Source organism: Micromonospora cathayae, from assembly GCF_028993575.1.
Classification (GTDB): Bacteria; Actinomycetota; Actinomycetes; order Mycobacteriales; family Micromonosporaceae; genus Micromonospora; species Micromonospora cathayae.
In genome coordinates, this window is the sequence record NZ_CP118615.1 from 2272420 (window position 1) to 2298043 (window position 25624).

General features: G+C 73.8%; 21 protein-coding genes and 1 pseudogene. 10 read left to right on the forward strand and 12 right to left on the reverse strand.

What is annotated here, in order from left to right:
* Window positions 1-74 precede the first annotated feature (74 nt).
* The gene (locus PVK37_RS10515) at window positions 75-980 is read right to left on the reverse strand and encodes a M56 family metallopeptidase (protein WP_275033638.1); all 906 of its coding nucleotides are present in this window, start codon (window positions 978-980) and stop codon (window positions 75-77) included.
* 10 nt (window positions 981-990) lie between these two features.
* Window positions 991-1515, reverse strand: coding sequence for a BlaI/MecI/CopY family transcriptional regulator (locus tag PVK37_RS10520; RefSeq protein WP_341483428.1), 525 nt, complete (start codon window positions 1513-1515; stop codon window positions 991-993).
* Between the two features lie 173 nt (window positions 1516-1688).
* Between PVK37_RS10520 and PVK37_RS10525 the strand changes: the two genes are divergently transcribed.
* The gene (locus PVK37_RS10525; protein WP_275033639.1) at window positions 1689-2156 is read left to right on the forward strand and encodes a helix-turn-helix domain-containing protein; all 468 of its coding nucleotides are present in this window, start codon (window positions 1689-1691) and stop codon (window positions 2154-2156) included.
* 41 nt (window positions 2157-2197) lie between these two features.
* A complete protein-coding gene (locus PVK37_RS10530) occupies window positions 2198-2836 on the forward strand; it encodes a PIN domain-containing protein (RefSeq protein ID WP_275033641.1) in 639 nt (212 codons plus the stop codon).
* A 16-nt stretch (window positions 2837-2852) separates the two neighbouring features.
* Here PVK37_RS10530 and PVK37_RS10535 read toward each other — a convergent pair whose 3' ends face one another.
* Genes PVK37_RS10535 through deoC form a run of 3 tightly spaced genes read right to left on the reverse strand, consistent with a single transcriptional unit; the run spans window position 2853 to window position 6092 of the window.
* A complete protein-coding gene (locus PVK37_RS10535; protein WP_275033643.1) occupies window positions 2853-3677 on the reverse strand; it encodes an aldehyde dehydrogenase family protein in 825 nt (274 codons plus the stop codon).
* Window positions 3670-5127 carry an aldehyde dehydrogenase family protein gene (locus PVK37_RS10540; RefSeq protein ID WP_275033645.1) on the reverse strand — a complete coding sequence of 486 codons (1458 nt, stop codon included), beginning with the start codon at window positions 5125-5127 and terminating at the stop codon, window positions 3670-3672. Before PVK37_RS10540 ends, PVK37_RS10535 begins: the two co-directional genes overlap by 8 nt.
* Before the next feature lie 5 nt (window positions 5128-5132).
* Window positions 5133-6092 (reverse strand): deoxyribose-phosphate aldolase, encoded by a 960-nt coding sequence (gene deoC / locus PVK37_RS10545; RefSeq protein ID WP_275033647.1) that lies wholly within the window; start codon window positions 6090-6092, stop codon window positions 5133-5135.
* A 120-nt stretch (window positions 6093-6212) separates the two neighbouring features.
* On the opposite strand from deoC, the gene upp reads away from it, so the two are divergent.
* Both upp and PVK37_RS10555 read left to right on the forward strand, forming a co-directional pair.
* Window positions 6213-6845, forward strand: a complete 633-nt coding sequence (gene upp / locus PVK37_RS10550; protein ID WP_275033649.1) for a uracil phosphoribosyltransferase — start codon at window positions 6213-6215, stop codon at window positions 6843-6845.
* A gap of 80 nt (window positions 6846-6925) precedes the next feature.
* Entirely contained in the window at window positions 6926-7606 is a 681-nt protein-coding gene (locus PVK37_RS10555; protein ID WP_275033651.1) for a GOLPH3/VPS74 family protein, read from the forward strand.
* 114 nt (window positions 7607-7720) lie between these two features.
* Here PVK37_RS10555 and PVK37_RS10560 read toward each other — a convergent pair whose 3' ends face one another.
* Together PVK37_RS10560 and PVK37_RS10565 are read right to left on the reverse strand one after the other, a co-directional pair.
* Entirely contained in the window at window positions 7721-9391 is a 1671-nt protein-coding gene (locus PVK37_RS10560; protein WP_275033652.1) for a phospho-sugar mutase, read from the reverse strand.
* Between the two features lie 93 nt (window positions 9392-9484).
* Window positions 9485-11764, reverse strand: coding sequence for a serine/threonine-protein kinase (locus tag PVK37_RS10565; RefSeq protein ID WP_275033653.1), 2280 nt, complete (start codon window positions 11762-11764; stop codon window positions 9485-9487).
* Between the two features lie 207 nt (window positions 11765-11971).
* Between PVK37_RS10565 and PVK37_RS10570 the strand changes: the two genes are divergently transcribed.
* Both PVK37_RS10570 and PVK37_RS10575 read left to right on the forward strand, forming a co-directional pair.
* Window positions 11972-13555, forward strand: a complete 1584-nt coding sequence (locus PVK37_RS10570) for an acyl-CoA mutase large subunit family protein (RefSeq protein ID WP_275033654.1) — start codon at window positions 11972-11974, stop codon at window positions 13553-13555.
* A 508-nt stretch (window positions 13556-14063) separates the two neighbouring features.
* Window positions 14064-15323 (forward strand): amidohydrolase, encoded by a 1260-nt coding sequence (locus tag PVK37_RS10575; RefSeq protein ID WP_275033655.1) that lies wholly within the window; start codon window positions 14064-14066, stop codon window positions 15321-15323.
* On the opposite strand, the gene PVK37_RS10580 is transcribed toward PVK37_RS10575, so the two are convergent.
* Window positions 15280-16443: a DUF4349 domain-containing protein gene (locus PVK37_RS10580; protein ID WP_275033657.1), complete on the reverse strand. Its 1164-nt coding sequence runs from the start codon at window positions 16441-16443 to the stop codon at window positions 15280-15282. The two genes, PVK37_RS10575 and PVK37_RS10580, sit on opposite strands and share 44 nt — an antisense overlap.
* 141 nt (window positions 16444-16584) lie before the next feature.
* Here PVK37_RS10580 and PVK37_RS10585 point away from each other — a divergent pair, with 141 nt between their 5' ends.
* From PVK37_RS10585 to PVK37_RS10595, 3 genes are all read left to right on the forward strand, one after another.
* Complete coding sequence (locus PVK37_RS10585; RefSeq protein WP_275033659.1) at window positions 16585-17217, forward strand: MBL fold metallo-hydrolase; 633 nt, start codon at window positions 16585-16587, stop codon at window positions 17215-17217.
* 4 nt (window positions 17218-17221) lie between these two features.
* Entirely contained in the window at window positions 17222-18178 is a 957-nt protein-coding gene (locus PVK37_RS10590) for a hypothetical protein (RefSeq protein WP_275033661.1), read from the forward strand.
* A 205-nt stretch (window positions 18179-18383) separates the two neighbouring features.
* Entirely contained in the window at window positions 18384-19139 is a 756-nt protein-coding gene (locus PVK37_RS10595) for an SCO6745 family protein (protein WP_275033662.1), read from the forward strand.
* An 85-nt stretch (window positions 19140-19224) separates the two neighbouring features.
* Here the strand turns inward: PVK37_RS10595 and PVK37_RS10600 are convergent, their stop codons facing one another.
* A complete protein-coding gene (locus PVK37_RS10600) occupies window positions 19225-19680 on the reverse strand; it encodes a gamma-glutamylcyclotransferase (protein WP_275033663.1) in 456 nt (151 codons plus the stop codon).
* A gap of 107 nt (window positions 19681-19787) precedes the next feature.
* Between PVK37_RS10600 and PVK37_RS10605 the strand changes: the two genes are divergently transcribed.
* Complete coding sequence (locus tag PVK37_RS10605; RefSeq protein ID WP_275033664.1) at window positions 19788-21191, forward strand: NAD(P)H-quinone dehydrogenase; 1404 nt, start codon at window positions 19788-19790, stop codon at window positions 21189-21191.
* Between the two features lie 125 nt (window positions 21192-21316).
* Here the strand turns inward: PVK37_RS10605 and PVK37_RS10610 are convergent, their stop codons facing one another.
* From PVK37_RS10610 to PVK37_RS10620, 3 genes and pseudogenes are all read right to left on the reverse strand, one after another.
* Entirely contained in the window at window positions 21317-22153 is an 837-nt protein-coding gene (locus tag PVK37_RS10610) for an SDR family oxidoreductase (RefSeq protein ID WP_275033665.1), read from the reverse strand.
* A gap of 58 nt (window positions 22154-22211) precedes the next feature.
* Entirely contained in the window at window positions 22212-22871 is a 660-nt protein-coding gene (locus tag PVK37_RS10615; protein WP_275033666.1) for a DedA family protein, read from the reverse strand.
* Window positions 22872-23459: 588 nt separating this feature from the next.
* Window positions 23460-25556 (reverse strand): annotated as a pseudogene (locus tag PVK37_RS10620) (ABC transporter ATP-binding protein); the annotation flags it as partial.
* Between the last annotated feature and the right edge of the window lie 68 nt (window positions 25557-25624).

The following is a 25624-nucleotide window of genomic DNA, read 5'->3' on the forward strand; positions in this document are numbered from 1 at the left end:
TCATCCAGTGAGCTACTACGTGTCGTAGTAAATTCTCGCGTTCGACCCCGACCGGTGACCATCGGATACCCGGCTCAGCTCAGGAACAGCGAGATCGGCAGCGCCGCCAGCGTGGTCGACAGGGCCAGCGCGGCGGCCCCGAGCAGCCGGGGCGGACGCTCCACGACCAGCAGCCGCTGCACCCGTACGTCCAGCTCACGGTCACCCAACCCGAGCGTGCCGGCCGGGGTCACCCGGTTTCCGGCGGCGGCGAACCGGCGCAGCGCGCCGGCCAGCGGACCCTCGGCGTGCACCGCGCGGGCCTTGTCGTCGGCGCGCATCTCCACCAGCAGCGCCACCCGCTCGTGCGCCGCCCGCACCCAGTCGAACCACGGCAGCGCCCGGCACAGCGCGGTGAACGGCAGCAGCACCAGATCGTGCCGCTCGGTCGCGTGCGCCCGCTCGTGGGTCAGCACCGCCGCCAGTTCCGCCCGGTCCAGCAGGTCGAGCGTGCCGGCGCTGACCACCACCCGGGGACGCATCCCCGGCAGGCAGTACGCCGCCGCGCACGGATGGTCCAACACCAGCGCGCCGGGCACCGCCGGGTCGTCCCGGGCGACCAGAGCGAGCAGGTCCCGGTGCCGACGCTGGGCGCGTACCGCGCCGAGCAGGCTGCGCGCCGTGGTGGTCAACAGCACCGCGCCGATCCCGAACCCGACCCCCACCGACGCCAGGTGCGCCACCCCCAGGCCCGGCGGAAGTGCGTCGTGGGCCAGATCGTCGGCCAGCGCCAGCAGCGCGCTGCCCGTCGGCCGGTCGTACGGGGCCAGGCCGAGCGCGATCGGCACCCCCATCGCGGAGAGGCCGAGCGCCAGCCCGACGCCCTGCCAGCAGAGGATCGCCACCCGGGGGCTGCGCCCCGGCCAGGCGGCGACGGTGAGGACCTGCGCGGTCAGCCAGCAGGCCAGCACCGCTGCGGCGAAGTGCACGGCGTACGCCATGACCCGGGCCCTACCGCTCCGCGCCCTCGTCCACCGGCCCGGCCTGTGGCCCTGGCGTCGCCGGCCGCCCCGGCTCGGTGGCCCGTCCCGGGGCTGACGACCTGCCGGCCGACGGACCCGCCGGCTGCTGGCCGGCCTCCGCGTTCGCCCTCCGGCCGGTCTCCGCCGGCCCCCGGCCGGCCTCCGCGCTCAGCGCGGCGCGGAGCACGTCGGCCTCCGTCCCGGTCACCGAGCGGGCGAACCGGACCAGCGCCGCGTCCCGGCTGCCGCCCAGGTCGAGCGCGTCGAGCATGAGCTGGGCGATGTGCGCCTCCCGGCTGGCCGCGGCACGGTACCGCCAGGCCCGGCCCTCCCGCTCGCGCTCCACCATGCCCTTGCCGGCGAGCCGGTCCAGCACGGTCATCACCGTGGTGTACGCCAGCTCGCGTCCGGCCAGCGCGTCGGCCACCTCACGTACGGTCACTCCGCCGGGGCCGGACGTCCCGTCCCACAGCACGTCCATCACCGCACGCTCAAGGTCCCCCAGCCGAGTCACGCCACCAATCCTACCCTCGGTAGTAGATCCGTCCCGTACCCCGGTGCCGGTGCCGGCCCGAGGCCAAAGGTCAAGTGAACCTTCTGAACATCCTTGCGGATGTTGCACATGGGCCCCAGGATGGTGGGGTCAAGTAAGACCTACTTGACGGGGCGGACTGGGCAGGAGACGCGATGGGGCACACCGATGTGACGGTCACCTCGGTCATGCCGGCCGAAGGTGTCGAACGGCGGCAGGTGGTCGCGGTCGACAAGTTCCTGGACCGGTTCTCCGGCGAAGGTTCGAGCGGCAGCGCACGCCTCGTCTCCGCCGACGGCACGGAAGTGGTCGTTCCGGGCCAGATCTTCGACGTCCTGCGGCAGGTGGCGGCAATGCTGAGCCGTGGGGACGGCGTTGCGGTCAGCGCGATCGCCAGCGAGCTGTCCACCACGGAAGCGGCGCGACTTCTCGGCATGTCCCGCCCGACCTTGATTCGCCTGGTCGACGCTGGTGAGCTGCCGTCGCATCGGGTAGGCACCCATCGCCGGCTGGTGCTGAGGGACGTTCTCGACTTCCGCCGCAGGCAGTTACGCGAACGGCGGGAAGCGTACGAGGCGTTGATGCTGGAATCCGATGCACTCGGCTTGAACGACGACGAGTGAGTCGAGGCTCCAAAATGGACCAGGATCAGTAGGGTGTGCCGGTGGTTCCGGCCCCTCTGCTCGTTTTTCTCGACGCCAACGTGCTCTTTTCCCGGACTCTCCGGGACTGGATCAGTCTGTCGGCCATCGCGAGCGGATGCCTCGCCTACGACCTTCGGTGCAGCGAGGACGTGCTTGCGGAATGGATGTACCGCATGCGCCGCAAACGTCCGGAGCTTTCCGAGCAGGCCGTGGGAGGGCAGCGCCGAAGGTTTGTGGAGGCGTTCCCGCACGGCCTGGTGACGGGCTATTCGCCCGAGGCGGTGCCCTGTCCGCCGGATCCCGACGATCGCCACGTGCTCGCCGCTGCGGTGCACGGCCAGGTGGACGTGCTGGTCACCAACGACGGACGGGGAACCGGCGCGTTCCCGGCGCACTGCCTCCCCGACGGGCTGGAGGTCTGGACCGCCGACGAACTGTTGAACTGGGTGGCCGACGGGTCGATGGAACTCGTACGGCGGGTGCTGGGCATTCAGCTCGCCTACTACCGCCGAACGATCGTGGCAGCGGATCGCGACGAGGCTGGGATGATCGCCCACCTGCGGAAGGCGGGTGCGTCTCGCTTCGCGAGCCGCCTCGAAAAGGCTGTCGATCAGGAAGGTGACGGCGGAATCGGTGCTCCTCCGCCACCACCTCCCTGATCAGATCCAAGCGCTTTCAGACGCCCTTGGGGTGCCAGACGGTCTTGGTTTCCAGCAGGGTGGTCATCCGGGTGACGCCGGGGTCGACGGTCCAGTCGTGGTCGGCGGGGGCCGGGCGGAGCACCCGCTTGAGGTTCTCCGCCGCCTTCACCTCCAGCTCGACGGCCAGCTCGGGGTCGGTCACGCCGGTCAGGTCGAGGGCGTTGACGTCCATGTGGGCGGCCAGCGTCGGGGCGGTCTCGGTGATCCGACCGGTGAGCAGGTTGACCACACCGCCGGGGAGGTCGCTGGTGGCGAGCACCTCGGCCAGGGTGACCGCGGCCAGCGGCGCGGTCGGCGAGGCGAGCGTGACCACCGTGTTGCCGGTGACGATCGCCGGGGCGATCACGCTGACCAGCCCGAGCAGGGCCGGCTGCTCCGGGGCCACCACGCCGACCACGCCGGTCGGCTCGGGCGCGGAGAGGTTGAAGTACGGCCCGGCCACCGGGTTCGCGCCCCCGTACACCTGGGGGAGCTTGTCGGCCCAGCCGGCGTACCAGACCCAGCGGTCGGTGGCCGCGTCCACCTCGTCGCCGGGTACGCCGAGCGCGACGAACTGCTCGCGCCGGCCCTCCAGCATCTCGGCGACCCGGTAGAGGATCTGCCCCCGGTTGTAGGCGGTCGCCCCGGACCAGCCCTTCACGGCGGCGCGGGCGGCGACCACGGCGTCCCGGACGTCCTTCCGGGAGGCAAGAGACACGTTCGCGGATTGCACCAGATACGACCGTCCCGACTCGCTGCGGGGGAACTTCCCGCCGATGAAGAGCTTGTACGTCTTGCGTACCGCGACCCGCTCAGACATTGAGGTACGCCTCCAGCCCGTGCCGACCACCCTCGCGGCCGTAGCCCGACTCCTTGTACCCGCCGAACGGCGAGGTCGGGTCGAACTTGTTGAACGTGTTGGCCCACACCACCCCGGCGCGCAGCCGGTCGGCCATCCACAGGATCCGGGAGCCCTTGTCGGTCCAGATGCCGGCGGACAGCCCGTACGGCGTGTTGTTGGCCTTCTCGACGGCCTCGGCCGGGGTGCGGAAGGTCAGTACGGACAGCACCGGGCCGAAGATCTCCTCGCGGGCGATCCGGTGCGCCTGGGTGACCCCGGTGAAGACGGTCGGGGCGAACCAGAAGCCGCGTTCGGGCAGTTCGCACGGCGGCGACCAGCGTTCCGCGCCCTCGGCCGCGCCGACCTCGGACAGCTCGCGGATCTTGGCGAGCTGGGCGGCCGAGTTGATCGCGCCGATGTCGGTGTTCTTGTCCAGCGGGTCACCGACCCGGAGCCGGGCCATCCGGCGCTTGAGCGAGTCGAGCACCACGTCCGCGACCGATTCCTGGACCAGCAGGCGGGAGCCGGCGCAGCAGACGTGTCCCTGGTTGAAGAAGATGCCGTTGACGATCCCCTCGACCGCCTGGTCGACCGGGGCGTCGTCGAAGACGATGTTGGCGGCCTTGCCGCCCAGCTCCAGGGTGAGCTTCTTGCGGGTGCCGGCGACCGCGCGGGCGATGGCCTTGCCGACCTCGGTGGAGCCGGTGAAGGCGACCTTGTCGACGCCGGGGTGCTCGACCAGGGCACGGCCGGTGTCGCCGGCCCCGGTGACGATGTTGACCACGCCCGGCGGCAGGTCGGCCTGCTGGCAGATCTCGGCGAACAGCAGCGCGGTCAGCGGGGTGGTCTCGGCCGGCTTCAGCACCACCGTGTTGCCGGCCGCGAGGGCCGGGGCGATCTTCCAGGCCAGCATCAGCAGCGGGAAGTTCCACGGGATGACCTGCGCGGCCACGCCCAGAGGCTGCGGAGCGGCCCCGCTGTGCTGGCTGGTCGGCCTCCGGCCGAACCCGGCGTGCTCCAGCTTGTCGGCCCAGCCGGCGTAGTAGAAGAAGTGCGCGGCGACCAGCGGCAGGTCGACGTCCCGGGACTCCTTGATCGGCTTGCCGTTGTCCAGCGACTCCAGCACCGCCAGCTCACGGGAGCGTTCCTGGATGATCCGGGCGATCCGGAACAGGTACTTGGCCCGGTCCCGGCCCGGCATCGGACCCCACACCCGCTCGTACGCCGTCCGGGCGGCCCGGACCGCGCGGTCCACGTCGGCGCTGCCGGCCTCGGCGACCTCGGCCAGCACCTCCTCCGAGGCCGGGTTGATCGACTTGAAGCTGCCGCCGTCGGACGGGTCGACGAAGTCCCCGTCGACGAACAGCCCGTACGACGGTTTGAGGTCCACCACCGAGCGGGACTCGGGGGCGGGTGCGTATTCGAACATCGCGTTCAGTCCAGGGTGAAGTAGTCGGGGCCGGCGTAGACGCCGGTCGTCAGCTTGGTGCGCTGCATGAGCAGGTCGTTGAGGAGGCTGGACGCGCCGAAGCGGAACCAGTCCGGGTCGAGCCAGTCCGGGCCGACCGTCTCGTTCACCATCACCAGGTACTTGATCGCGTCCTTGGTGGTCTTGATGCCGCCGGCCGGCTTCACGCCGACCTGCCGCCCGGTGGCGGCCCGGAAGTCGCGGACCGCCTCCAGCATCACCAGCGTCACCGGCAGCGTGGCCGCCACCGGGACCTTGCCGGTGGACGTCTTGATGAAGTCCCCGCCGGCCAGCATCGCCAGCCAGGAGGCCCGGCGCACGTTGTCGTACGTGGCCAGCTCGCCGGTCTCCAGGATGACCTTCAGGTGGGCGTCCCCGCAGGCCTCCTTGACCGCCACGATCTCGTCGTAGACCGCCTGGTAGCGGCCGGAGAGGAAGTCACCCCGGCTGATCACCATGTCGATCTCGTCCGCGCCGGCCGCCACCGCGGCCCGGGTGTCGGCCAGCTTGACCTCCAGGGGGGCCTGCCCGGACGGGAAGGCGGTCGCCACGCTGGCCAGGTGCACGCCGGAACCGCGCAGCACCTCGGCCACGTACGGGACCATCGCCGGGTAGACGCAGACCGCGCCGACGTGCGGGCAGGACGGATCGGCCGGGTCCGGGCGCAGCGCCTTGGCGGCCAGCGCCCGCACCTTGCCGGGGGTGTCCGCCCCCTCCAGGGTGGTCAGGTCGACCATCCGGATGGCCAGGTCGATGGCCTGCGCCTTGGCGGTGGTCTTGATGCTGCGGGTGCCGAGTTGGGCCGCCCGCTGCTCCGCGCCGACCTGGTCCACGCCCGGTAGGCCGTGCAGGAAGGTCCGCAGAGCGGTCTCGGATCGTCCCAGCTCGGAGAGGTCCGACCGGGCCGACGTCGCTGTCGCCGTCATGCCGGGAAGTCTACGCACCGGCCCACCCGGTGATCCTGATCACGCGAACAGGGTCGGCCGGGCCACATCCGCCGTCCGGGACCGGCCCCGACCCGGCCACCGTTCGGTAGGTTGACGACCGTGGACGTACACGTGATCGACCATCCGCTCGCCCAGTCGCGGCTCACCGCCATGCGGGACGCCCGCACCGACTCCTCCACCTTCCGGGCGGCGCTGCACGAACTCACCACCATGCTGGTGTACGAGGCCGCCCGCTCCTTCCCGGTGGAGAAGTACCCGGTGAGCACCCCGGTCACCGACACCGAGGGCACCCGGCTGGCGAACCCGCCGCTGCTGGTGCCGGTGCTGCGGGCCGGTCTCGGGATGGCCGACGCCGCCCTCGGCCTGCTGCCGGAGTCCTCGATGGGGTTCGTCGGCCTGGCCCGCGACGAGGAGACGTACGAGCCGCGCGCGTACATGGAGTCACTGCCCCGTGACCTGAGCGGCCTGCCGGTGCTGGTGCTCGACCCGATGCTCGCCACCGGCGGTTCGCTGGAGCACTGCTGCCGGCTGCTCGCCGACCGGGGCTGCACCGACATCACCGTGCTCTGCGTGCTGGCCGCGCCGGTCGGCATCGAGCGGCTGGAGCGGTCCGGCCTGCCGCTGCGGCTGGTCACCGCCTCGATCGACGAGGGCCTCAACGACCGGAAGTTCATCGTGCCCGGCCTCGGCGACGCCGGCGACCGGCAGTTCGGTGGAATGCCCCGCTTCTGACCAGCGGTTTTTCCGCGCCTGTCGACAATGGCCGGGAGACGGGTGCGCGGGGCTGCGCGCACCCGCTACCGTCTCCGGCCATGACTGGTGTTGCGCTTGCCGAAGAGCTGCTGCTCCTCGCGTACGACGACGAAACCGGCAAGGCGACGATGCCGCGGATCAGCCTGGACCTCGGCATGGCCGCCGCGGTCCTGGTGGAGCTCGCCCTCGCCGGCCGGGTCGCCTACTCCGACGGCTCGCTGGTGGTGGCCGACCCCACCCCGACCGGTGAGCCGATCGTCGACGAGGTGCTGGCCCGGATCGCCGCCACCGAGACCCCCGGTACCCCGTCCTCCTGGGTGCAGCGGCTGCGGCACGGCCTGCGCGACAAGATCCTCGGCGACCTGTGCCGGCGGGGCGTGGTACGCGACGTGGAGGAGACCGAGCTGGGCTTCATCCACGTGCACCGGTACCCGACCGTGGACGCCACGGTCGAGGAGGACACCCGGCGGCGGCTCGCCGAGGCGCTCACCGGCGGACCGGTGCCCGACGAGCGGACCGCCGCGCTGGCGACCCTGGTCTCGGCGGTCCGGATGGAGCCGGCGCTCGGCCTGACCGGTGCCGGCGTCGCCGAAGCCCACCAGCGGCTGGAGGAGATCGCCGGCGGCGCCGGGTTCAGCGGGACCGTCAACCTGGAGGACTCGGTGGTGCGTCCCTCCGTGGCGCTGGTGGTGGCCGCGCTCGGCCGGGCCGTCGACCAGGCCCTCGGTAAGCGCGCCTGACCCCCGCCCCCGCCGGCCCTCCTCCCGGACGCCGACGGCGGCGAGCCACCGGGGGAGGGCGGCGGTGACCTACCGGGTGTGGCCGGCGGCGATCGGGCCGCGCAGGGCGGTCACCTACAGGGCGAGGGCGGTGGCGACCTCGGCGCGCAGGGCGGCGACCGAGGTGACGGCCCGCCCCCGGGCCGCGGCGACGTCGCCGTCCACCACCGGCTCCACCACCTCCAGGTACGCCTTGAGCTTCGGTTCGGTGCCGGACGGGCGGATCACCACCCGGGCGGTGGCGGTACGCAGGATCACCACGTCCGCCCCGGGGAGCAGGTCCTGTGCCGAGGTGACCGGCGCACCGAGCAGCGCGGTCGGGGTGGCGGCCCGGATCCGGGCCATCGCGTCGGCGATCAGGCCCAGGTCGGTGACCCGGACGGCGTACTGGTCGGTGTGGTGCACGCCGAACTCGGCGGCCAGCTCGTCCAGCCGGTCGGTGAGGGTACGGCCCTCGGCCTTCAGCCCGGCGGCCAGCTCGGCGACGGTCAGCGCGGCGGTGATGCCGTCCTTGTCCCGGACGTGGTCCGGCGCGACGCAGTAGCCGAGCGCCTCCTCGTACCCGAACACCAGCGGATCGGTGCCGTCGCCGGCCCGGACGATCCACTTGAACCCGGTCAGCGTCTCGTCGTACGGCAGGTCCCGGGCCGCGCACATGGCCCGCAGCAGCGACGACGACACGATGGTGGTGGCGTACAGGCCCCGGACGCCCCGGCGCATCAGGTGGTCGGCGAGCAGGGCGCCCACCTCGTCCCCGCGCAGCATCCGCCACGCCCCGGTGCCGGGGTCACGGACGGCCACCGCACAGCGGTCGGCGTCCGGGTCGTTGGCGATCGCCAGGTCCGCCCCGGTCGACTCGGCGAGCGCGACCAGCCGGTCCACCGCGCCCGGCTCCTCCGGGTTGGGGAAGGACACGGTCGGGAAGGTGCCGTCCGGTTCGGCCTGGTCGGGCACCACGCCGGGGACCCCGAAGCCGGCCCGGGTGAACGCGGCGGTGAGCACGGCCGCGCCCACCCCGTGCAGTGGCGTGTACGCCACCTTCAGCCGCCGGGGACCGTCCGGCCCGATCACCTCGGCCGCCTGCCGGACGTACGCCACCGTCAGGTCGTCGCCGAGCACCTGCCCGGCCGGGCCGAGCGGCACCTCGGCCAGCGGGCCGACCGCCCGGATGGCCGCCTCGATGCCCCGGTCGGCGGGCGGCACGATCTGTGCCCCGGCTCCGGTCGCCCCGCCGAGTTGCGCGCCCAGGTAGACCTTGTAGCCGTTGTCCTCGGGCGGGTTGTGGCTGGCGGTGACCATGACGCCGGCCGCCGCGTCGAGGTGACGGACCGCGTACGCGAGCACCGGGGTGGGCAGCGGGCGGGGCAGCAGCAGCGCGGGGCGGCCCGCCCCGGTGGCGACCTCGGCGGTCCGTTCGGCGAACTCCTTCGAGCCGCGCCGCGCGTCGTACCCGATGACCAGCGGGCCGGTCGCGCCCTCGGCGGCGAGCCAGCCGACCAGCCCGGCCGCGGCCTGGGTGACCACCGCCAGGTTCATCCCGTTCGGCCCGGCCCGCAGCGGCCCACGTAGCCCGGCGGTGCCGAAGGTCAGCGGCCCGGCGAACCGGTCGGCCAGGTCGGGCGCGCTGTCCGGCAGCCGGTCGAGGACGGCCCGGAGTTCGTCCCGGCTGGCCGGGTCGGGGTCGTCGTCGAGCCACCGCTGGGCGCGGGCGCGAAGGTCGTCGAGGTCAGTGGGTTCCGCCGCCATGCCCCTTGATAGCACGGCGGCGGATCACCACGTTCCGCCGGCTCGGCGTGAGTCGACGCCGGCCGACCCGGTCGATGCCGGCCGACCTCGGTCTCAGCCGGCGTCGGTCAGCCGGAAGGACTCGACCATCTGGTCGAAGATCGGCTTGCTCTCGGCGAACCGGGAGTCGTTGGCGGTCAGGTAGAAGGAGTACGCCTTGCCGTCGTGCACGACGCCCCGCCACACCCCGTGCCGCTTGGTGTCGCCCTCGCCGCAGGTGTACTCGATCTGGGCCGCCGCCTTCCCGGCCAACTGCTGCTCGTCCAGGGCCAGCTGCTCGTACGGCTTGGCGCAGGAGGTGCGGGTACGCAGACCGTCCGCCGCCACCTCCGCCCAGCGCATCGAGGTGGTGCTGAAGGGCTCGGTGATGATGCGGACCCGGCGACCGCTGTCCTCCGGGTCGGTGTAGTCGGTGTAGCTGCCGCCGCTGGCCCGCTTCCAGCCCTTCGGCACCAGCACGGCGACCCCGCGCGCCGAGTGCTCCTCCATCTCCAGCGCGGCGGGCGCCGGCTCCGGACTGGCGGTGGGCTGGGCCTGCGGCGGCGCGGACGGCTCCTCGTCGCCACCGCCGCCGAGCACGGCGAACAGGCCGATCAGCAGCACCACGGCCAGGCCACCGGCGGCGGCGAGCTGGATCTTGCGCGGCCAGCGCCGGACCTGCCCGAGCAGCCCGCCGCCCGGCTTGCCGGCGTTCGGCCCACCGGTGGCGGGCGGCACCGCCCACGGCTGGCCGGTGCCCGGCACCGACCACTGTCCGCCGGCGGGTGCGCCGTAGGTGCCGCCGAGCCGCTGGGTGGCCTCCGGCGCGCCACCGGGCGGCACCGGCTGGGTGGCGTCGGGAGTGCGGCCGAACGCCACCGGCTGGGTGGCGTCCGGGGCGCGACCGAACGGTACCGGCTGGGTGGCGTCCGGCGTCCGGCCGTAGGTGACGGGTTGGGTCGCGTCCGGGGTCCGGCCGTAGGTGACCGGGCGGGTGGTCTCCGCCGGACGGCCGAAGCCGGCCGTCGGCAGGCCGCCCTTGACCGTGGCGTCGGCGTCGTCCTTCGCCCCGGACGCCCGGCCGAGGTTGACCGTGGGCGCGGTGTCCTGCTTGACCGGCCCGGCGGCGTCGGCCGCGGGCTTGGCGCCGTACGTGGTGCCCGCCCGCTCGGCGCGGGCGCTGGGTGCCGGCATCGCGCCGGTCGGGGTGTGCAGCGGGCCGGCGAGCGCGTCCGCGCTGGTGTCCTCCAGCGCGGAGGTGGAGGCCACCGGAGTGGCGGTCTTCGGCTGCTCGCCGCGCCGCAGCGCGGCCAGCCGGTCGGTCAGCGACTCGCCGGGGGCGAGCATCGCCGGCCCACCGATCTGACCGGTCGGTTTGGGCTCCGGGGTCGTCGCCTTCGCCGGGGTCGTCGGCGCGGGCCGGGGCACCGGCACCACCGCGTACGGGTCGGTGACCGAGTTGACCGCCGCCGCGTTGCTGGCCAGCGGGCCGGCGAGCAGCTCGCGGAGCATGGCCCGGGAGGTGTGCACGTCGAACCGGCGGGCCGGGTCCTTCTCCAGCAGACCCATCAGCACCCGGGTCAGCGGGCCGCTGCGCACCGGAGTGGCGGGCTCGTCCTCGACCACGGAGTGCATCGTCTCGATCGGGTCGCCCTTGTCGAAGGGGGGTCGCCCCTCGACCGCGGTGTAGAGGGTCACGCCCAGCGAGAACAGGTCGCTCGGCGGGCCGAAGTCCTGCCCCATCGCCCGCTCGGGGGAGATGAAGTGTGGTGAGCCGAGCACCATGCCCGGCGTGGTGAGCTGCACGTCGGTGGGCATCCGGGCGACGCCGAAGTCGGTCAGCACGCAGCGACCGTCGGTGCAGATCAGCACGTTCGCCGGTTTCACGTCCCGGTGCAGCACGCTGATCGCGTGCGCCACCTCCAGCGCCCCGAGCAGCGCAATGCCGATCTTGGCGACCGCGCGGGGCGGGAGCGGGCCGTCCTCGATGACCATGTCGGCGAGGCTGCGCGCGTCCAGCAGCTCCATCACGATCCACGGCCGGCCACCCTCGGTGACCACGTCGTAGACCTGCACCACGGCCGGGTGCTGGATGGCCGCGGCGGCGCGGGCCTCGCGGAGGGTGCGTTCGTACATCGCGTCGCGGTCGCTGGGCGCCAGGCCCGGCGGGAGGACGACCTCCTTCACCGCGACGTCACGTCGGAGAAGTGTGTCTGTGGCCCGCCAGACCGTGCCCATGCCGCCGTTGCCCACCGGGGTGCGCAGCTCGTAGCGACCACCGATGGTGGTGCCGGGGGCTGCACGCCCGTTGGGGGGACTGGCCGGTCCACCGCTCCACGTCGGGATCTGAGTCACAGAAAAGCCACCGGAGAGAATCGAGGGGGCTGGGACACAACCCCCCTATCTTGCGGGTTCCGACACCCGATGCGAAAGCCGACGCGGCGGGCGTTCTTTCATGCACGACCATACGTGCTGCTCCTGGAGCTGGCCGTCCGGCCTCGTCCAGCGAGGTGTGCGCTATCCCTCACCTGCCGTTCGAGCTGGGCGTCCTACCATCCGAGGATGAGCGAACGGCGGTCAAGCGAGTCCGGTTTCCCGATCAAGGACGTGTACACGGCGACCGACCTGCCGGAGGATCTCGACGCCCGGCTCGGCGGTCCCGGCGAGTACCCGTACACCCGGGGGGTCTACCCCACCATGTACACCTCCCGGCCGTGGACCATGCGGCAGTACGCCGGGTTCGGCACCGCCGCGGAGTCCAACGCCCGCTACCACCAGCTCCTGCGGGCCGGCACGATGGGTCTCTCCGTCGCCTTCGACCTGCCCACCCAGATGGGGTACGACTCGGACGACCCGATCGCGCACGGCGAGGTCGGCAAGGTCGGGGTGGCGATCGACTCGATCGAGGACATGCGGACGCTGTTCGACGGCATCCCGCTGGACAAGGTCTCCACCTCGATGACCATCAACGCGCCCGGCTCGGTGCTGCTGCTGCTCTACCAGCTGGTGGCCGAGGAGAACGGGGTGGCCGGGTCGGCGCTCAACGGCACCATCCAGAACGACATCCTGAAGGAGTACATCGCCCGCGGCACGTACATCTTCCCGCCGAAGCCGTCGCTGCGGCTGGTCGCCGACACCTTCGCGTACTGCCGCAAGGAGGTGCCGAAGTGGAACACCATCTCCATCTCCGGCTACCACATGGCCGAGGCCGGCGCGACGCCCGTGCAGGAGATCGCTTTCACGCTGGCCAACGGGGTGGAGTACGTGCGCGCGGCGATCGCCGCCGGGCTGGCCGTGGACGACTTCGCGCCCCGGCTGTCGTTCTTCTTCGTGGCCCGGACGACCCTGCTGGAGGAGGTCGCCAAGTTCCGGGCGGCCCGGCGGATCTGGGCCCGGCTGATGCGCGACGAGTTCGGGGCGAAGAACCCGAAGTCGCTGATGCTGCGGTTCCACACCCAGACCGCCGGGGTGCAGCTGACCGCCCAGCAGCCCGAGGTGAACCTGGTCCGGGTGGCGATCCAGGGGCTCGGCGCGGTGCTCGGCGGCACCCAGTCGCTGCACACCAACAGCTTCGACGAGGCGATCGCGCTGCCCACCGAGAAGGCGGCCCGGTTGGCGCTGCGGACCCAGCAGGTGCTCGCGTACGAGACGGACCTGACCGCCACCGTCGACCCGTTCGCCGGCTCGTACGTGGTGGAGGCGATGACCGCCGAGATCGAGGCGGCGGTGGACGCGCTGATGACCCGGGTCGCCGACCACGGTTCGGTGGTGGACGCGATCGAGGCCGGCTTCCAGAAGCGGGAGATCGAGCAGTCCGCGTACGTGATGGCGCAGGAGATCGACTCGGGTGAGCGGGTGGTGGTCGGCCTGAACCGGTTCCAGGTCGACGAGGAGGAGCCGTACGAGCCGCTGCGGGTGGACCCGACGATCGAGGCGGCCCAGGGGCAGCGGTTGGCCCGGCTGCGCGCCGAGCGGGACGGCGGGGCCGTCGAGCGGACGCTGGCCGAGCTGCGTGCCGCCGCCTCCGGTACGGAGAACGTGCTCTTCCCGATGCGGGAGGCGCTGCGGGCGCGGGCCACCGTGGGCGAGGTGTGCGGGACGCTGCGTGCGGTGTGGGGCACCTACCGGCCCAGCGACCGCTTCTGAGCGGGACCGGCCGTCGGCGCGGGGCGTGCGCCGGGTGGTCGACGGGTACTTCCTCCCGGGCGTCGGGGCCCGCGCCCGGTGCTCCTCCGCGTCGGCCGGGCCCGGCCAACGCGGAGGTCCGACCGGGACGGACAGGGTGTGCGGGGCGGGTTCGCCGGGGCGTGGCACCGTCGGGATCCCTCGGCGGTTGGAGTGATCCGGAACTGTCGGGTCCTTGTCGAAGCCGATCCGTAACCGGATCGACTAATGCGACAATTCGCCATGAAAGTCTCAGGTTCCGTCGGCAGTGCGAGTCGCCGGAGGGTGATTACACGGTGTAGGAGGTGTGCGGCAGATGACCGGGTCCGATCGCGATCTACCTGCTGTCTCGCCCGTCGTGGAGCGCTCCAACCAGGGCTTTCGTGACGCTGCGCGGTCTGATGATCACCGTAACGAAGTTGCGCAGCGTCACCGTCGAAGGTCTAGGCTGTCCGAGTCCCATCCCATCCACAGTGATCGAGAAATCGACGTGACGAGTGCGTTGACGCTGCCCAACGGCAGCCATCCGGTGTCGTCCTGGCCCGAGGCGACGCCCGGTTCCCAGCCCCTGCCGTTCGAGCTCGACCATCTGCTCGCGCTCCGGACACCCGGCCTCATCGCCACCCGTCGGCACCTCCACTCGCATCCGGAGCTCTCCGGCGAGGAGTTCGAGACGGCCGCGCTGATCGCCCGGGAACTCTCCCTGGCCGGGCTGCACCCCCGGATGCTGCCCAAGGGCAACGGCGTGATCTGCGACATCGACGGCCGTTCCGACGGGCCGGTGATCGCGCTGCGCGCCGACATCGACGCGCTGCCGCTGACCGACGCCAAGGACGTGCCGTACCGCTCCACGGTCGACGGGGTCTGCCACGCCTGCGGGCACGACGTGCACACCACCGTGCTGCTCGGCGTCGGCATGCTGCTGGCCCAACTCGCCGACCTCGGCGAGCTGCCCGGCCGGGTCCGGCTGATCTTCCAGCCGGCCGAGGAGATCCTGCCCTGCGGCTCGCTGGAGGTCATCGAGGCCGGCGGGCTGGACGACGTCGCCCAGATCTTCGCCCTGCACTGCGACCCCAACCAGCCGGTCGGCAAGATCGGCCTGCGGGTCGGCCCGATCACCGCCGCCGCCGACAACGTGACGGTCCGGTTGACCGGGCCGGGCGGCCACACCGCCCGGCCGCACCTCACCGTCGACCTGGTCGACGCGCTGGGCCGGCTGGTCACCGAGGTCCCCGCCCTGGTCAGCCGCCGGGTGCCGGCCAACAGCGGACTGCTGCTGGTGTTCGGCCAGGCGTCGGCCGGCACCCGGTACAACGTCATCCCCTCCGAGGCGGTCGCCTCCGGCACCCTGCGGGCGATGGACCGGGACGCCTGGGAGGAAGCCCCCAAGATCGTGGCTCAGGTGGTGCGGGACGTCCTCGCGCCCACCGGGGCCACCGTCGACCTGGAGTACCTGCGCGGCCGACCGCCGGTCAGCAACGACGCCCGGGCCATCCAGGTGCTCACCGCCGCCACCGTGGACACGCTCGGCGCGGACGGGGTCGCCGAGACCCCGCAGAGCATGGGCGGCGAGGACTTCTCCTGGTACCTGGAGTACGTCCCCGGCGCGCTGGCCCGGCTCGGCGTCGGCCGTTCCGGGCCCAGCCTCGACCTGCACCGCCCGTCCTTCGACGTGGACGAGCGGTGCATCGCGGTCGGCGTCCGACTCATGGTGCAGACCGCGCTCCGGGCACTGGCGGCGGTCCGCTGACCCCCGGCGCTCCCGCCGCGCCCCCCGGCGTCGTCGGCGCGCCCCCCGGCACTCCGGTCGAGCCACCCGGCGCTCCCGCCGGCTCGCCCGGCCGCGCCGCCGGGACGCGCGGGCCCGCCGGTGGGCCGCCCGGCGGGCCGCCCACCCCGGTCATCGCCGGAGCGGGCACGAACGGCCCGGGGCGACCCGGTGCCGGTCGCCGCTGACGGCGACGGCGCAGCAGCCGCCAGAGCAGCCACCCCGGTACGCCCAGCACGACCAGCCACGGCAGCAGCGCGCCGAGCAGCGTGACCAGCACGGTCACCGAGTCCAGGAAGACCCGCCAGCTGTCGGTCAGCCCGGCCAGGAAACCGGACCCGTCGTCGTCCTCGTCGACCGGCCGGGCACCCGCCCCGACCAGCGACACGTCGAGGGTGGACAGTGCGGTCAGGTCGGCCAGCCGGCGCTTCTTCGCCTCCAGCGAGGCCAGGTCGGCCTCCCGGCGACCCAGCTCGTTCTCCAGCGACACCAGGTCACCGATCGAGGAGGCCCGGGCCAGCAGCCGGCGGGCGTTCTCCACCCGGGCCCGCTGGGTGACGATCCGGGCGTCCAGGTCGATGGTCTCCTCGGTGACGTCCTCGGTCTGGATCTCGCGGCGCTGCTGCTCGCCCAGCTTCGCGATCTCGTCGACGGTGCCGGTGAACTTCGCCGCCGGTACCCGCAGCCGCAGGTCGGCGCGGGCGGCGTCGTGGACGGTGCGCCGCTGGTCCCCACCGACGAACCCGCCCGCCGTGGTGACCAGCGTGATCGCGTCCCGGGCCGCCTGGTCGACGTCCTTGACCTGCACCGTGATGGATCCGTTGTAGATGATCGACCGCTGGTCCACCCGCAGGTCCGCGCCACCGGCCCCACCGGGGGCCGCGGCGTCCCCACCGCCCGACTCCCCGGCGTCCGCCGGGGCCTCGCCCTTGCCCGGCGCGGCCGGTGCCGGCGCCCCGGCGGCCGGCGCCCGGTCCGCGTTCTCCGCGGTCGAGTCGCTGCCGCTACGGGAATCCGCGCTGCACCCCCCGACGGCCAGTACCGCGACCAGCCCCCCGGCCAGCAGCGCCGCACCCCACCGGCGTCGTCCGATTTCGACCATTCCCCCTCCGATCTCCTGGCCCCGTCGGCGTCGGGCCCCCGGCCCGCCCCACGGGGCGATCGATCAGACGAGGCGCGGTGCCGCGTCCGTTCCGGCAGACTGCGACGAGGACATCACGATTCGGTTGTCGAGGAGTCACGAATGCGCCTGACCAAGTACGGCCACTCCTGCGTACGCGTCGAGCACGACGGCGGGGTGCTGGTCGTCGACCCGGGTACGTTCAGCGAGACGGCGGAGGCGCTCGACGGCGCGGACGCCGTACTGATCACCCACCAGCACCCGGACCACGTGGACGCCGGTGCCCTGGCCCGGCAGCTCGACCGTCGCCCGTTCACCCTGTACGGGCCGGCCTCGCTGGCCGGCTCGGTGGAGGGACTGCCCGAGGTGCTCCAGCCGGTCGAGGTGGGACGGTCGTTCACCGCCGCCGGCATCCCGGTGCGCGCGTACGGCGGCCGGCACGCGCTGATCCACCCCGACATCCCGGTGGTCGACAACCTCGGGTACCTGATCGCCGACCGGATCTACCACCCGGGTGACGCGTTCGTCGCCCCGGAGGACGTCGAGATCGACACCCTGTTCCTGCCGATCCACGCCCCGTGGGCCAAGTTCGCCGAGTCCCTGGACTTCCTCCGGGCGGTCGCCCCCCGGCGCGCGTACGCCCTGCACGACGGGCTGCTCAACGCCAACGGACTCGGGGTGCTGGACGGCAACTTCCGTCGCCTGAGCACCGTCGACTACCGGCGGCTGGAGCCGGGCACCCGGATCGACGTCTGAGGCGATGGCCGCTCCCTCCCGAGACCTGATCCACCGGCTGTACGGCGCGCCACCGGACGGGTTCGTCGCCGTCCGGGACGCGGCGGCGGCCCAGGCCCGCCAGGACGGCGACCCGGCGACCGCCCGGGAGATCGCCAAGCTGCGCCGGCCGACGGTGGCGGCCTGGCTGGTCAACCTGCTCGCCATCCGTCGTCCCGAACTGGTCGCCGACCTGGCCCAGCTCGCCGAGGCGCTCCGCGCGGCCCAACGTGACCTGCGCGGACCGAAGCTGCGGGAACTCTCCGCGCAGCGGCGCGCGGTGGTCGCCGCCCTGGTCGCCGAGGCCCGTACGCTGGCCGCCGAGACCGAGGGCGCGCCGCCGGCCGGCCGGCTGCCGCTGGCCGAGGTCGAGGCGACCCTCAACGCCGCGCTCTCCGACACCGAGGTGGCCGCCCAGGTCCGCTCCGGGCGGCTGCTGCGGGCCGCCAGCTACGCCGGGTTCGGTGAGGTGCCCCGGCCGCAGCTCCGCCTCCTCACCGGCGGTGCCGAGGAGCCGCCGGAGGAACCGTCCGAGGAGCCGTCCGCGCCGGACGACCGGGGGAGGGGCGGGACCCGGCGGGCGGCCGACACGGCGGCCCGGAGGGCCGAGCAGGCCGAGCGGGCCCGCCGGCGACGCGTACTCGAACGGGAACTGGCGAAGGCCCGTACCGACCAGGACCGGGCGGAGGCGGAGCTGGCCGGCGCGACGGCGGCCGAGCGGGACGCGGCCGACGAACTGGCCGCCATCGAGGCCGAGCTGGCCGAGATCGAACGCCGCCGGGCCGCCGCCGAGCAGGAGATCAGCCGACGCAAGCTGGCCCGCCGGGGGGCCGAGCGGGCGGTCGCGGCGGCCCGGCGGCACACCGGCGAGGTCGAGGGGGCCCTGGAGGCGTTGACCGACGAAGAGGGGACTGCCGGGACGGCGGGCGACACGGCACACTAAACCGGATGGACGTACGGCTGGCGACCCGACGCGGACAGGCCGGGGACACCCGGACGGTCCGACGGCCACGAGCGACCTGCGGGCGGCCCGGGGACACCTGGGCGGTCCGGCGGCCACGGGCGGCCCGGACGGCCTGCGGGCGGGTCGGGCACACCCGGGCGATCGGGCGGTTCCGGGCGGGCCGGGGCCGGGGCGGGCGGGCCGGATGACGCCGGAGCAGGCCGCCGCTGCCGGCCGGCCGATCGCCGTCGAACTGGGGGAGGCGTTCAGCCTGTCCCCGGCCGCCCGGCGGCAGGCCCGGCTGCTCGGCATCTCCGGCTGGGCCTTCTACGTGACCGCCCGCGCCGGGGCGCTCGGTGCCGTCCCGGCCGAGACCGCCGCCGCCTGCCTCGGCTTCGTCGCCCCGGACGCGGTCGCCGAGGGCTGGGACGCCGCCACCGGTGTGATCGACCCCCGGGCGGTGGCCGCGGTGAACCTCGCCGAATGCTGCCGCTGGGGGGACGAACGCCTCGGCGGGCTGCCCGGGGTGGCCCGGCTCGCCGACCTGCTGCACCGGACGGTGACCGCCGCCGAAGCCGGGGCGCTGCCGCTCTTCGCCGCCTGGCGGGGCATGCCGGTGCCGGCGGACACCCCCGGCGCACGGGCCGCCGCCGGGCTGCACCTGCTGCGGGAGCTGTACCTGGGTGCGTACCTGCTGGCGGTGCGGGCGAGCGGGATGACCCCGTTGGAGGCGACGGTCGCCGGCACGGAGGGCGAGGCCGGGGCGATGGCCGCCGGCTGGCCCCCGCCGTACCCGCCGGTCGGCCCGCTGGTGCGGCGTCGGCTGTGGGCCGAGGCGGCGACCGACCGGATGGTCTCCTCCGCGTACCGGGCGCTGCGCCCGGCGGAACGCGTCGAACTGGTCGACCTGCTCACCGCCGCCCAACGGCACCTGCGTGATCCGCTACCCGACCCGGGGTGACCGGCCGACGACTCTCCGGCACGGCCCCGGACCCGGTCGGTCGGGCCGACAGCGGCGGGCGCAGACTAAAGGGATGTCAGACGTGCTACGCGGACGCGGTGCCGGTGGGACGGGACCGCAGCTCCATGACGTAGTCGTCGGGCGCACCCGCCTTCTCGGCCGCGTTGGCGATCTCGGAGAGGTACCACGCGGTGGGCAGCCCGCCCTCGTACCCGGCGAACACGTACACCCAGGCGGTCACGTCGCCGTCCAGGGTCGAGACCCGTACGTGCAGCTTGCGGTACGTGCCGGCGGTCACCCCCTCGATCTCGTCGAGCTGGGCGGCGTCGAACGGGTGGATGTCGTAGAGCGCCACGAACACCCGGTCGCCGGGGGACTCGACGATGGTGCTGACCGCGCCCTCCCAGCCGATGACGCCCTCGCCGGCGAAGGTGAGCCGCCAGCCTTCCAGCCAGCCGACGCCGACCATCGGCGAGTGCGGGCAGTAGGCGCGCATCCGGGCGGGGTCCAGGTTTGAGCCGTAGGCGGCGTAGTGACGCACGGCGATGACGATAGCCCGGCGGACGGGCGAGGGAGAATACGAACGGTGCGTGTCGGGCACGTTGGGGGAAAGAAAGTCAGCATGGGATGCGACGGAGGGCGGGCGCGGTGAGCCGGATCGTGATCATCGGTGGGGGGCCGGCCGGATACGAGGCGGCGCTGGTCGCCGCCCAGCTCGACGCCGACGTGACCGTGGTGGAGGCCGAGGGGGCCGGCGGCGCGTGCGTGCTCTGGGACTGCGTCCCGTCGAAGACGTTCATCGCCAGCTCCGAGGTGGTCACCGGCTACCGGGACACCGAGGAGTTCGGGGTGGACTCCGACGGCCTGGAGGCGGTCACCGTCGACGCGCGGGCCGTCCACGAGCGGGTCAAACGGCTGGCCCTGGCCCAGTCCGCCGACATCCACGCCAAGCTGGTCAAGGCCGGGGTGAACGTGGTCACCGGCCGGGCCCGGATGGGCGAGGACATGCTCGGCCACACCCACCGGGTGGTGGTGACCCCGACCGACGGTGACCCGGAGCACTCGATCGACGCGGACACCGTGCTGGTCGCCACCGGGGCCACCCCGCGCCAACTGCCCACCGCCGTGCCCGACGGCGAGCGCATCCTCACCTGGCGTCAGGTCTACGACCTGCCCGAGCTGCCCGAACACCTGATCGTGGTCGGTTCCGGCGTGACCGGTGCCGAGTTCGCCAGCGCGTACCTGGCGATGGGGGTGCAGGTCACCCTGGTCTCCAGCCGGGACCGGGTGATGCCGCACGAGGACGCCGACGCGGCCATGGCCATCGAGCGGGTGTTCCGGTCCCGGGGCATGAGCATCCTCAACAACTCGCGGGCCAACGCGGTCCGCCGGACCGGCGACGGCGTCGAGGTCGAGCTCTCCGACGGGCGGGTGGTGGCCGGCTCGCACGCGCTGATCGCGGTCGGTTCGGTGCCGAACACCGCCGGCCTGGGCCTGTCCGAGTACGGTGTCCAGCTCGCCCAGGGCGGCTACGTCGCCGTCGACCGGGTGTCCCGGACCAGCGTGCCCGGCATCTACGCCGCCGGGGACTGCACCGGCCTGCTCCCGCTGGCCAGCGTGGCCGCCATGCAGGGGCGGATCGCCATGTGGCATGCGCTCGGCGAGGCGGTCCGGCCGCTGCGGCTGCGGACCGTCTCGGCGAACGTGTTCACCGACCCGGAACTCGCCACCGTCGGCGTCTCGCAGAACGAGGTGGACGCCGGGAAGGTGCCGGCCCGGTCGGTGATGCTGCCGCTGTCGGGCAACCCCCGGGCCAAGATGGCCGGGCTCAACGACGGGTTCGTCAAGCTGTTCTGCCGGCCGGCCAGCGGCCAGGTGGTCGGCGGGGTGGTGGTCGCGCCGAAGGCCAGCGAGCTGATCCTGCCGATCACCATGGCGGTGGAGAACAACCTCACCGTCAACGACCTGGCGCAGACCTTCACCATCTACCCGTCGCTGTCCGGCTCGATCGCCGAGGCCGCCCGCCAGCTGATGCTGCACGAACTGGAGTAGCCGGCCCGCCCGGTGACCGGGCCGGCCCGACCGCCCGGGCCGGCCCGACCGCCCGGGCCGGCCCGGGCCGGCGGCTGGCTGGCCTTACCGTCCGGCCGGGCCGTACTGCGGTGGCCCCGCCCGGGTCAGCGGAACCGGTCGACCCGTTCGGCGGCCCACTCGGCGTACGGGCGGGCCGGCCGGCCGGTGATCCGCTCGACGGTGTCGGTGACCGGCTCGGGCCGGGCCACGAACCGCGCCCAGCCGTCCAGCACGATCCCGGCGAACGAGGCGTCGCCGAGCGCCCCGGTGAGCAGCTCGACCGCCTCCGGGCGGGGCATCTCCGTCCAGCGCAGCTCCCGCCCGAGCGCCCTGCCGATGGCCCGTACCTGTTCCCGCTGGGTCAGCGCCACCGGGCCGGTCAGCTCGTACCGGGCTCCGGTGTGCCCGTCCCGGGTCAGCGCGTGCGCCGCCACCTCGGCCAGGTCCCGCTCGTGCACCAGCGACCGGGCGGCCTCGCCGTACGGCCAGCGGACCTCGTCACCGGCACGGATCTGGTCGGCCCACATCAGCGTGTTGGCGGCGAACCCGGTCGGCCGCAGGATCGTCCACTCCACCCCGGCGGACGTCACGGCCCGCTCGACGACGCCCCAGTGTGAGGCCGGGTCGTCCCCGGCGCCGGACGCCGACAGGTGGACGATCCGGGGCACCCGCAGGGCGAGCGCCTTCACCAGCTCGGGCGCGGTGCTGGCGGTGGCCGTCGGGTCGGTGGACGGCCAGACCAGGAACACCGCGTCCACCCCGTCGAGGTGCGGGGTCACCGAGGCCGGGTCGGTCAGGTCGGCGGCGACCACCTCCACACCCGCCGGCAGGTCGGCCCGGGCCGGATCCCGGCTCACCGCGCGTACCGCGACCCCCTGCCCGACCAGTTCGGTCACCAACGCTCGGCCGACCGTTCCGGTCGCCCCGGTCACCAGGATCATCCGTCCACCCCCGTGGCTCGTCGTCTCGTCCCGTCGAGGCTAGGGGCTCAACCGGACTTCAGGTCAACCCGCCGCCGGGCCGGGGGGCGGTGCCCACCGCCGGCTGGTCCCCGTCGGACCGGGCCTGGCGGGCGGCGACCACGGACAACGCCCAGCCGGCCGCCGCGAACCCGGCCGCCGCGCCGGCGGCGATCAGCACCAGCAGCCACGCCGACCGGGTCAGCGCCTCGCCACCCAGCCGGCCGACCAGGCCGCCGTACCCGGCCCAGCCCAGCGCGGCCAGCGTCTCGTAGGTGAGGAACAGCCGGTACGGGTAGCGGCTGCGCCCGGCGGAGAAACAGGCCGCCATCCGTCCGCCGGGCACGAACCGGCACAGCAGGATCACCAACGGCCCCGGCCGGCGTAGCCCCCGGGTGACCCGCCCGGCGGCCCGGCGCGCCCGCCCCGGCTGCCGCTGCCGGGGCACCGCCGTCCGGCGCGGGGCGCGCCGGCCGAGCAGGTAACAGGCCAGGTCGCCGGCGAAGACCCCGAGCGCGCCGACGGCGATGGTCAGCGGCAGGCTCAGCTCGCCGTACACGGTCAGCGCCCCGCCGGTGATCATGACAGCCTGGGTGGGGACCACCGGGACGAAGGCGTCCACCGCCAACAGGCCGAGCAGGAGGAGGTACGCCCACAGGGGCGACGCCACGTCGCTGAGAAGGTCGGGCGTCACTGCCACCTCGCGGGTCGGCCGATCGGGTGCACCGAGCCTGCCGGCATGTCGCAGGTCACCCCGGACAGCCCCGGCCGGTGGTGACCCCCACCACCGCAGAGGCCACCTGGGTACAACGAAGAGCTACCCCCAAAGGTTACGGAAAGCAGCCGTCCGGCGGGCACCCGCGAGCGTGCTCAACCGATCCCCCGACACGGTACGTGGTCGGCGGATCCCGGTTCACCCGCGTACCGTGGTCGGAGCGGCCTGATCGCGTCGGGTCCCCCGTTCCCGATGACCGGGCCGCTCGTGGGCCGCCGGCAGGTCCCGTGCCGGCGGCCCACCTTTCTCCACCGCGCCGCGGCCCGGCTGTCCCCACCCGCGCGGCGGCCCGGCTGTCCCCACCCGCGCGGCGGCCCGGCTGTCCCCACCCGCGCGGCGGCCCGGCTGTCCCCACCCGCGCGGCGGCCCGGCTGTCCCCACCCGCGCGGCGGCCCGTAGGCGTGCGGTTCCGTCGGTCGTGCGGGTGGCGGCAGCCGGACGGTGCGAGCGGCCTCCGGTACCAGGGCCTCCGGTACCAGGGGCACACCCTCACCCCCCGCCGGACGCCGACGACGTGAACTGGGCGTGGTGCAGGCGGTGGTACGCACCACCGGCGGCCAGGAGCTGCTCGTGGGTGCCCTGCTCCACGATCCGGCCGTCCTCCATCATCAGGATCAGGTCGGCGTCCCGGATGGTGGAGAGCCGGTGGGCGATGACGAAGCTGGTCCGGTCCGACCGCAGGGCCGCCATCGCCTGCTGCACCAGCACCTCGGTACGGGTGTCCACCGAACTGGTCGCCTCGTCCAGGATGAGCAGGGACGGCTCGGCGAGGAAGGCCCGCGCGATGGTGATCAGCTGCTTCTCGCCGGCGCTGACGTTGCCGCCTTCCGAGTCGACGACCGTGTCGTACCCGTCGGGCAGGCTGCGGACGAACCGGTCCACGAAGGTCGCCCGCGCCGCCGCGACGATCTCCTCCGCGCTGGCGTCCGGCCGGCCGTAGGCGATGTTGTCGCGGATGGTCCCACCGAACAGCCAGGTGTCCTGGAGCACCATGCCGATCCGGCCGCGCAGGTCGTCACGGCGCAACGTAGTGATGTCCACCCCGTCCAGGGTGATCCGGCCGGCATCCAGTTCATAGAAGCGCAGGATCAGGTTGACCAGGGTGGTCTTGCCCGCGCCGGTCGGCCCGACGATCGCCACGGTGTGCCCGGGTTCGGCGACCAGGGACAGGTCCTCGATCAGCGGGCGGTCCGGGTCGTACCGGAAACTGACCCGGTCGAACTCGACCCGGCCGGCGGCGGCCGACCGCCGCGGGCGGCCGTCCCGCTGCGCCACCACGCCGGCCGGCTGCCCGCCCGGGGCCGCCGGCAGCGGCACCAGGCCCGCGCCGTCCCGCTGCCCGCCCGGTGCCAGGCCCGCGCCGGCCGGCTGCCCGCCCGGTGCCAGGCCCGCGCCGTCCCGCTGCCCGCCCGGGGCTGCCGGCAGCGGTAGCGGGTCCGGGGTCTGCTCCTGCGCGTCGAGGACGGCGAACACCCGTTCCGCCGACGCGACCCCCGACTGGAGCAGGTTGATCATCGAGGCGAACTGGGTCAGCGGCTGGGTGAACTGCCGCGAGTACTGGACGAACGCCTGCACCTCGCCGAGGCTCATCGTCCCCGAGGCGACCCGCAGCCCGCCGACGACCGCGATCAGCACGTAGCCCAGGTTCCCGATGAAGGTCAGCGACGGCATGATGATGCCGGAGACGAACTGCGCACCGAAACCGGCCCGGTACAGTTCCTCGTTCTTCGCGGCGAAGGCCGCCTCGACCTCCCGCTGCCGGCCGAAGACCTTGACCAGTTCGTGGCCGGTGTAGGTCTCCTCGATCAACGCGTTGAGCTGCCCGGTGTGCGCCCACTGGGCGACGAACTGCCGCTGCGACCGCCGCGCGACCGCCCGGGTGAGCAGCACCGACGCCGGTACCGCCAGCAGGGTGAGCGCGGCCAGCAGCGGCGACACCACCAACATCATCACGGTCACCCCGAGCACCGTCAGCGCCGAGGTGAGCAGCTGACTCAGGGTCTGTTGCAGGCTCTGCGCGATGTTGTCGATGTCGTTGGTGACCCGACTGAGCAGCTCACCCCGGGGTTGCCGGTCGAAGTAGGGCAGCGGCAGCCGGTTCAGTTTCGCCGCGGTGTCGGCCCGGAGCTGCCGTACCGTCCGCTGCACCACCCCGTTGAGCAGGTAGCCCTGTACCCAGGTGAGCAGGCTCGCGGCCACGAAGAGCACCAGCGCGAGCAGCAGCACCTGCGCCAGCCGTCCGACATCGACGCCCGCCCCGGGCACCACGTCCATCCGGGCGACCAGGTCGGCGAGGGTGTCGTCGCCGGCCGCGCGGGCCCGCTCGACCGCCTCGGCGGTGGTCAGCCCCGCCGGCACCTGCCCGCTGAGCACCCCGGCGAAGATCAGGTCGGTGGCGTACCCCAGGATCAGCGGCCCGACCACACTGAGCCCGATGCTGGCCACCGCGAGCGCGACCACCCCGACCAGGTGCCGGCGGTGCGGCCGGAGCAGCCCGACCAGCCGGCGGGCCGACGGCCCGAAGTTCAGCGGCTTCTCCGCCGGCACCCCCACCCCGGTCAGCGGCCCACCACGCCGGGGACCGCCCGGCAGCCGGGCCGGCGTCCGCACGTCCGGCGCGCCGGACGTCCCCGGCGTCCGCCCGTCCGTGGCGCCGGCCGTCCCGGTCCCCGCCGTCC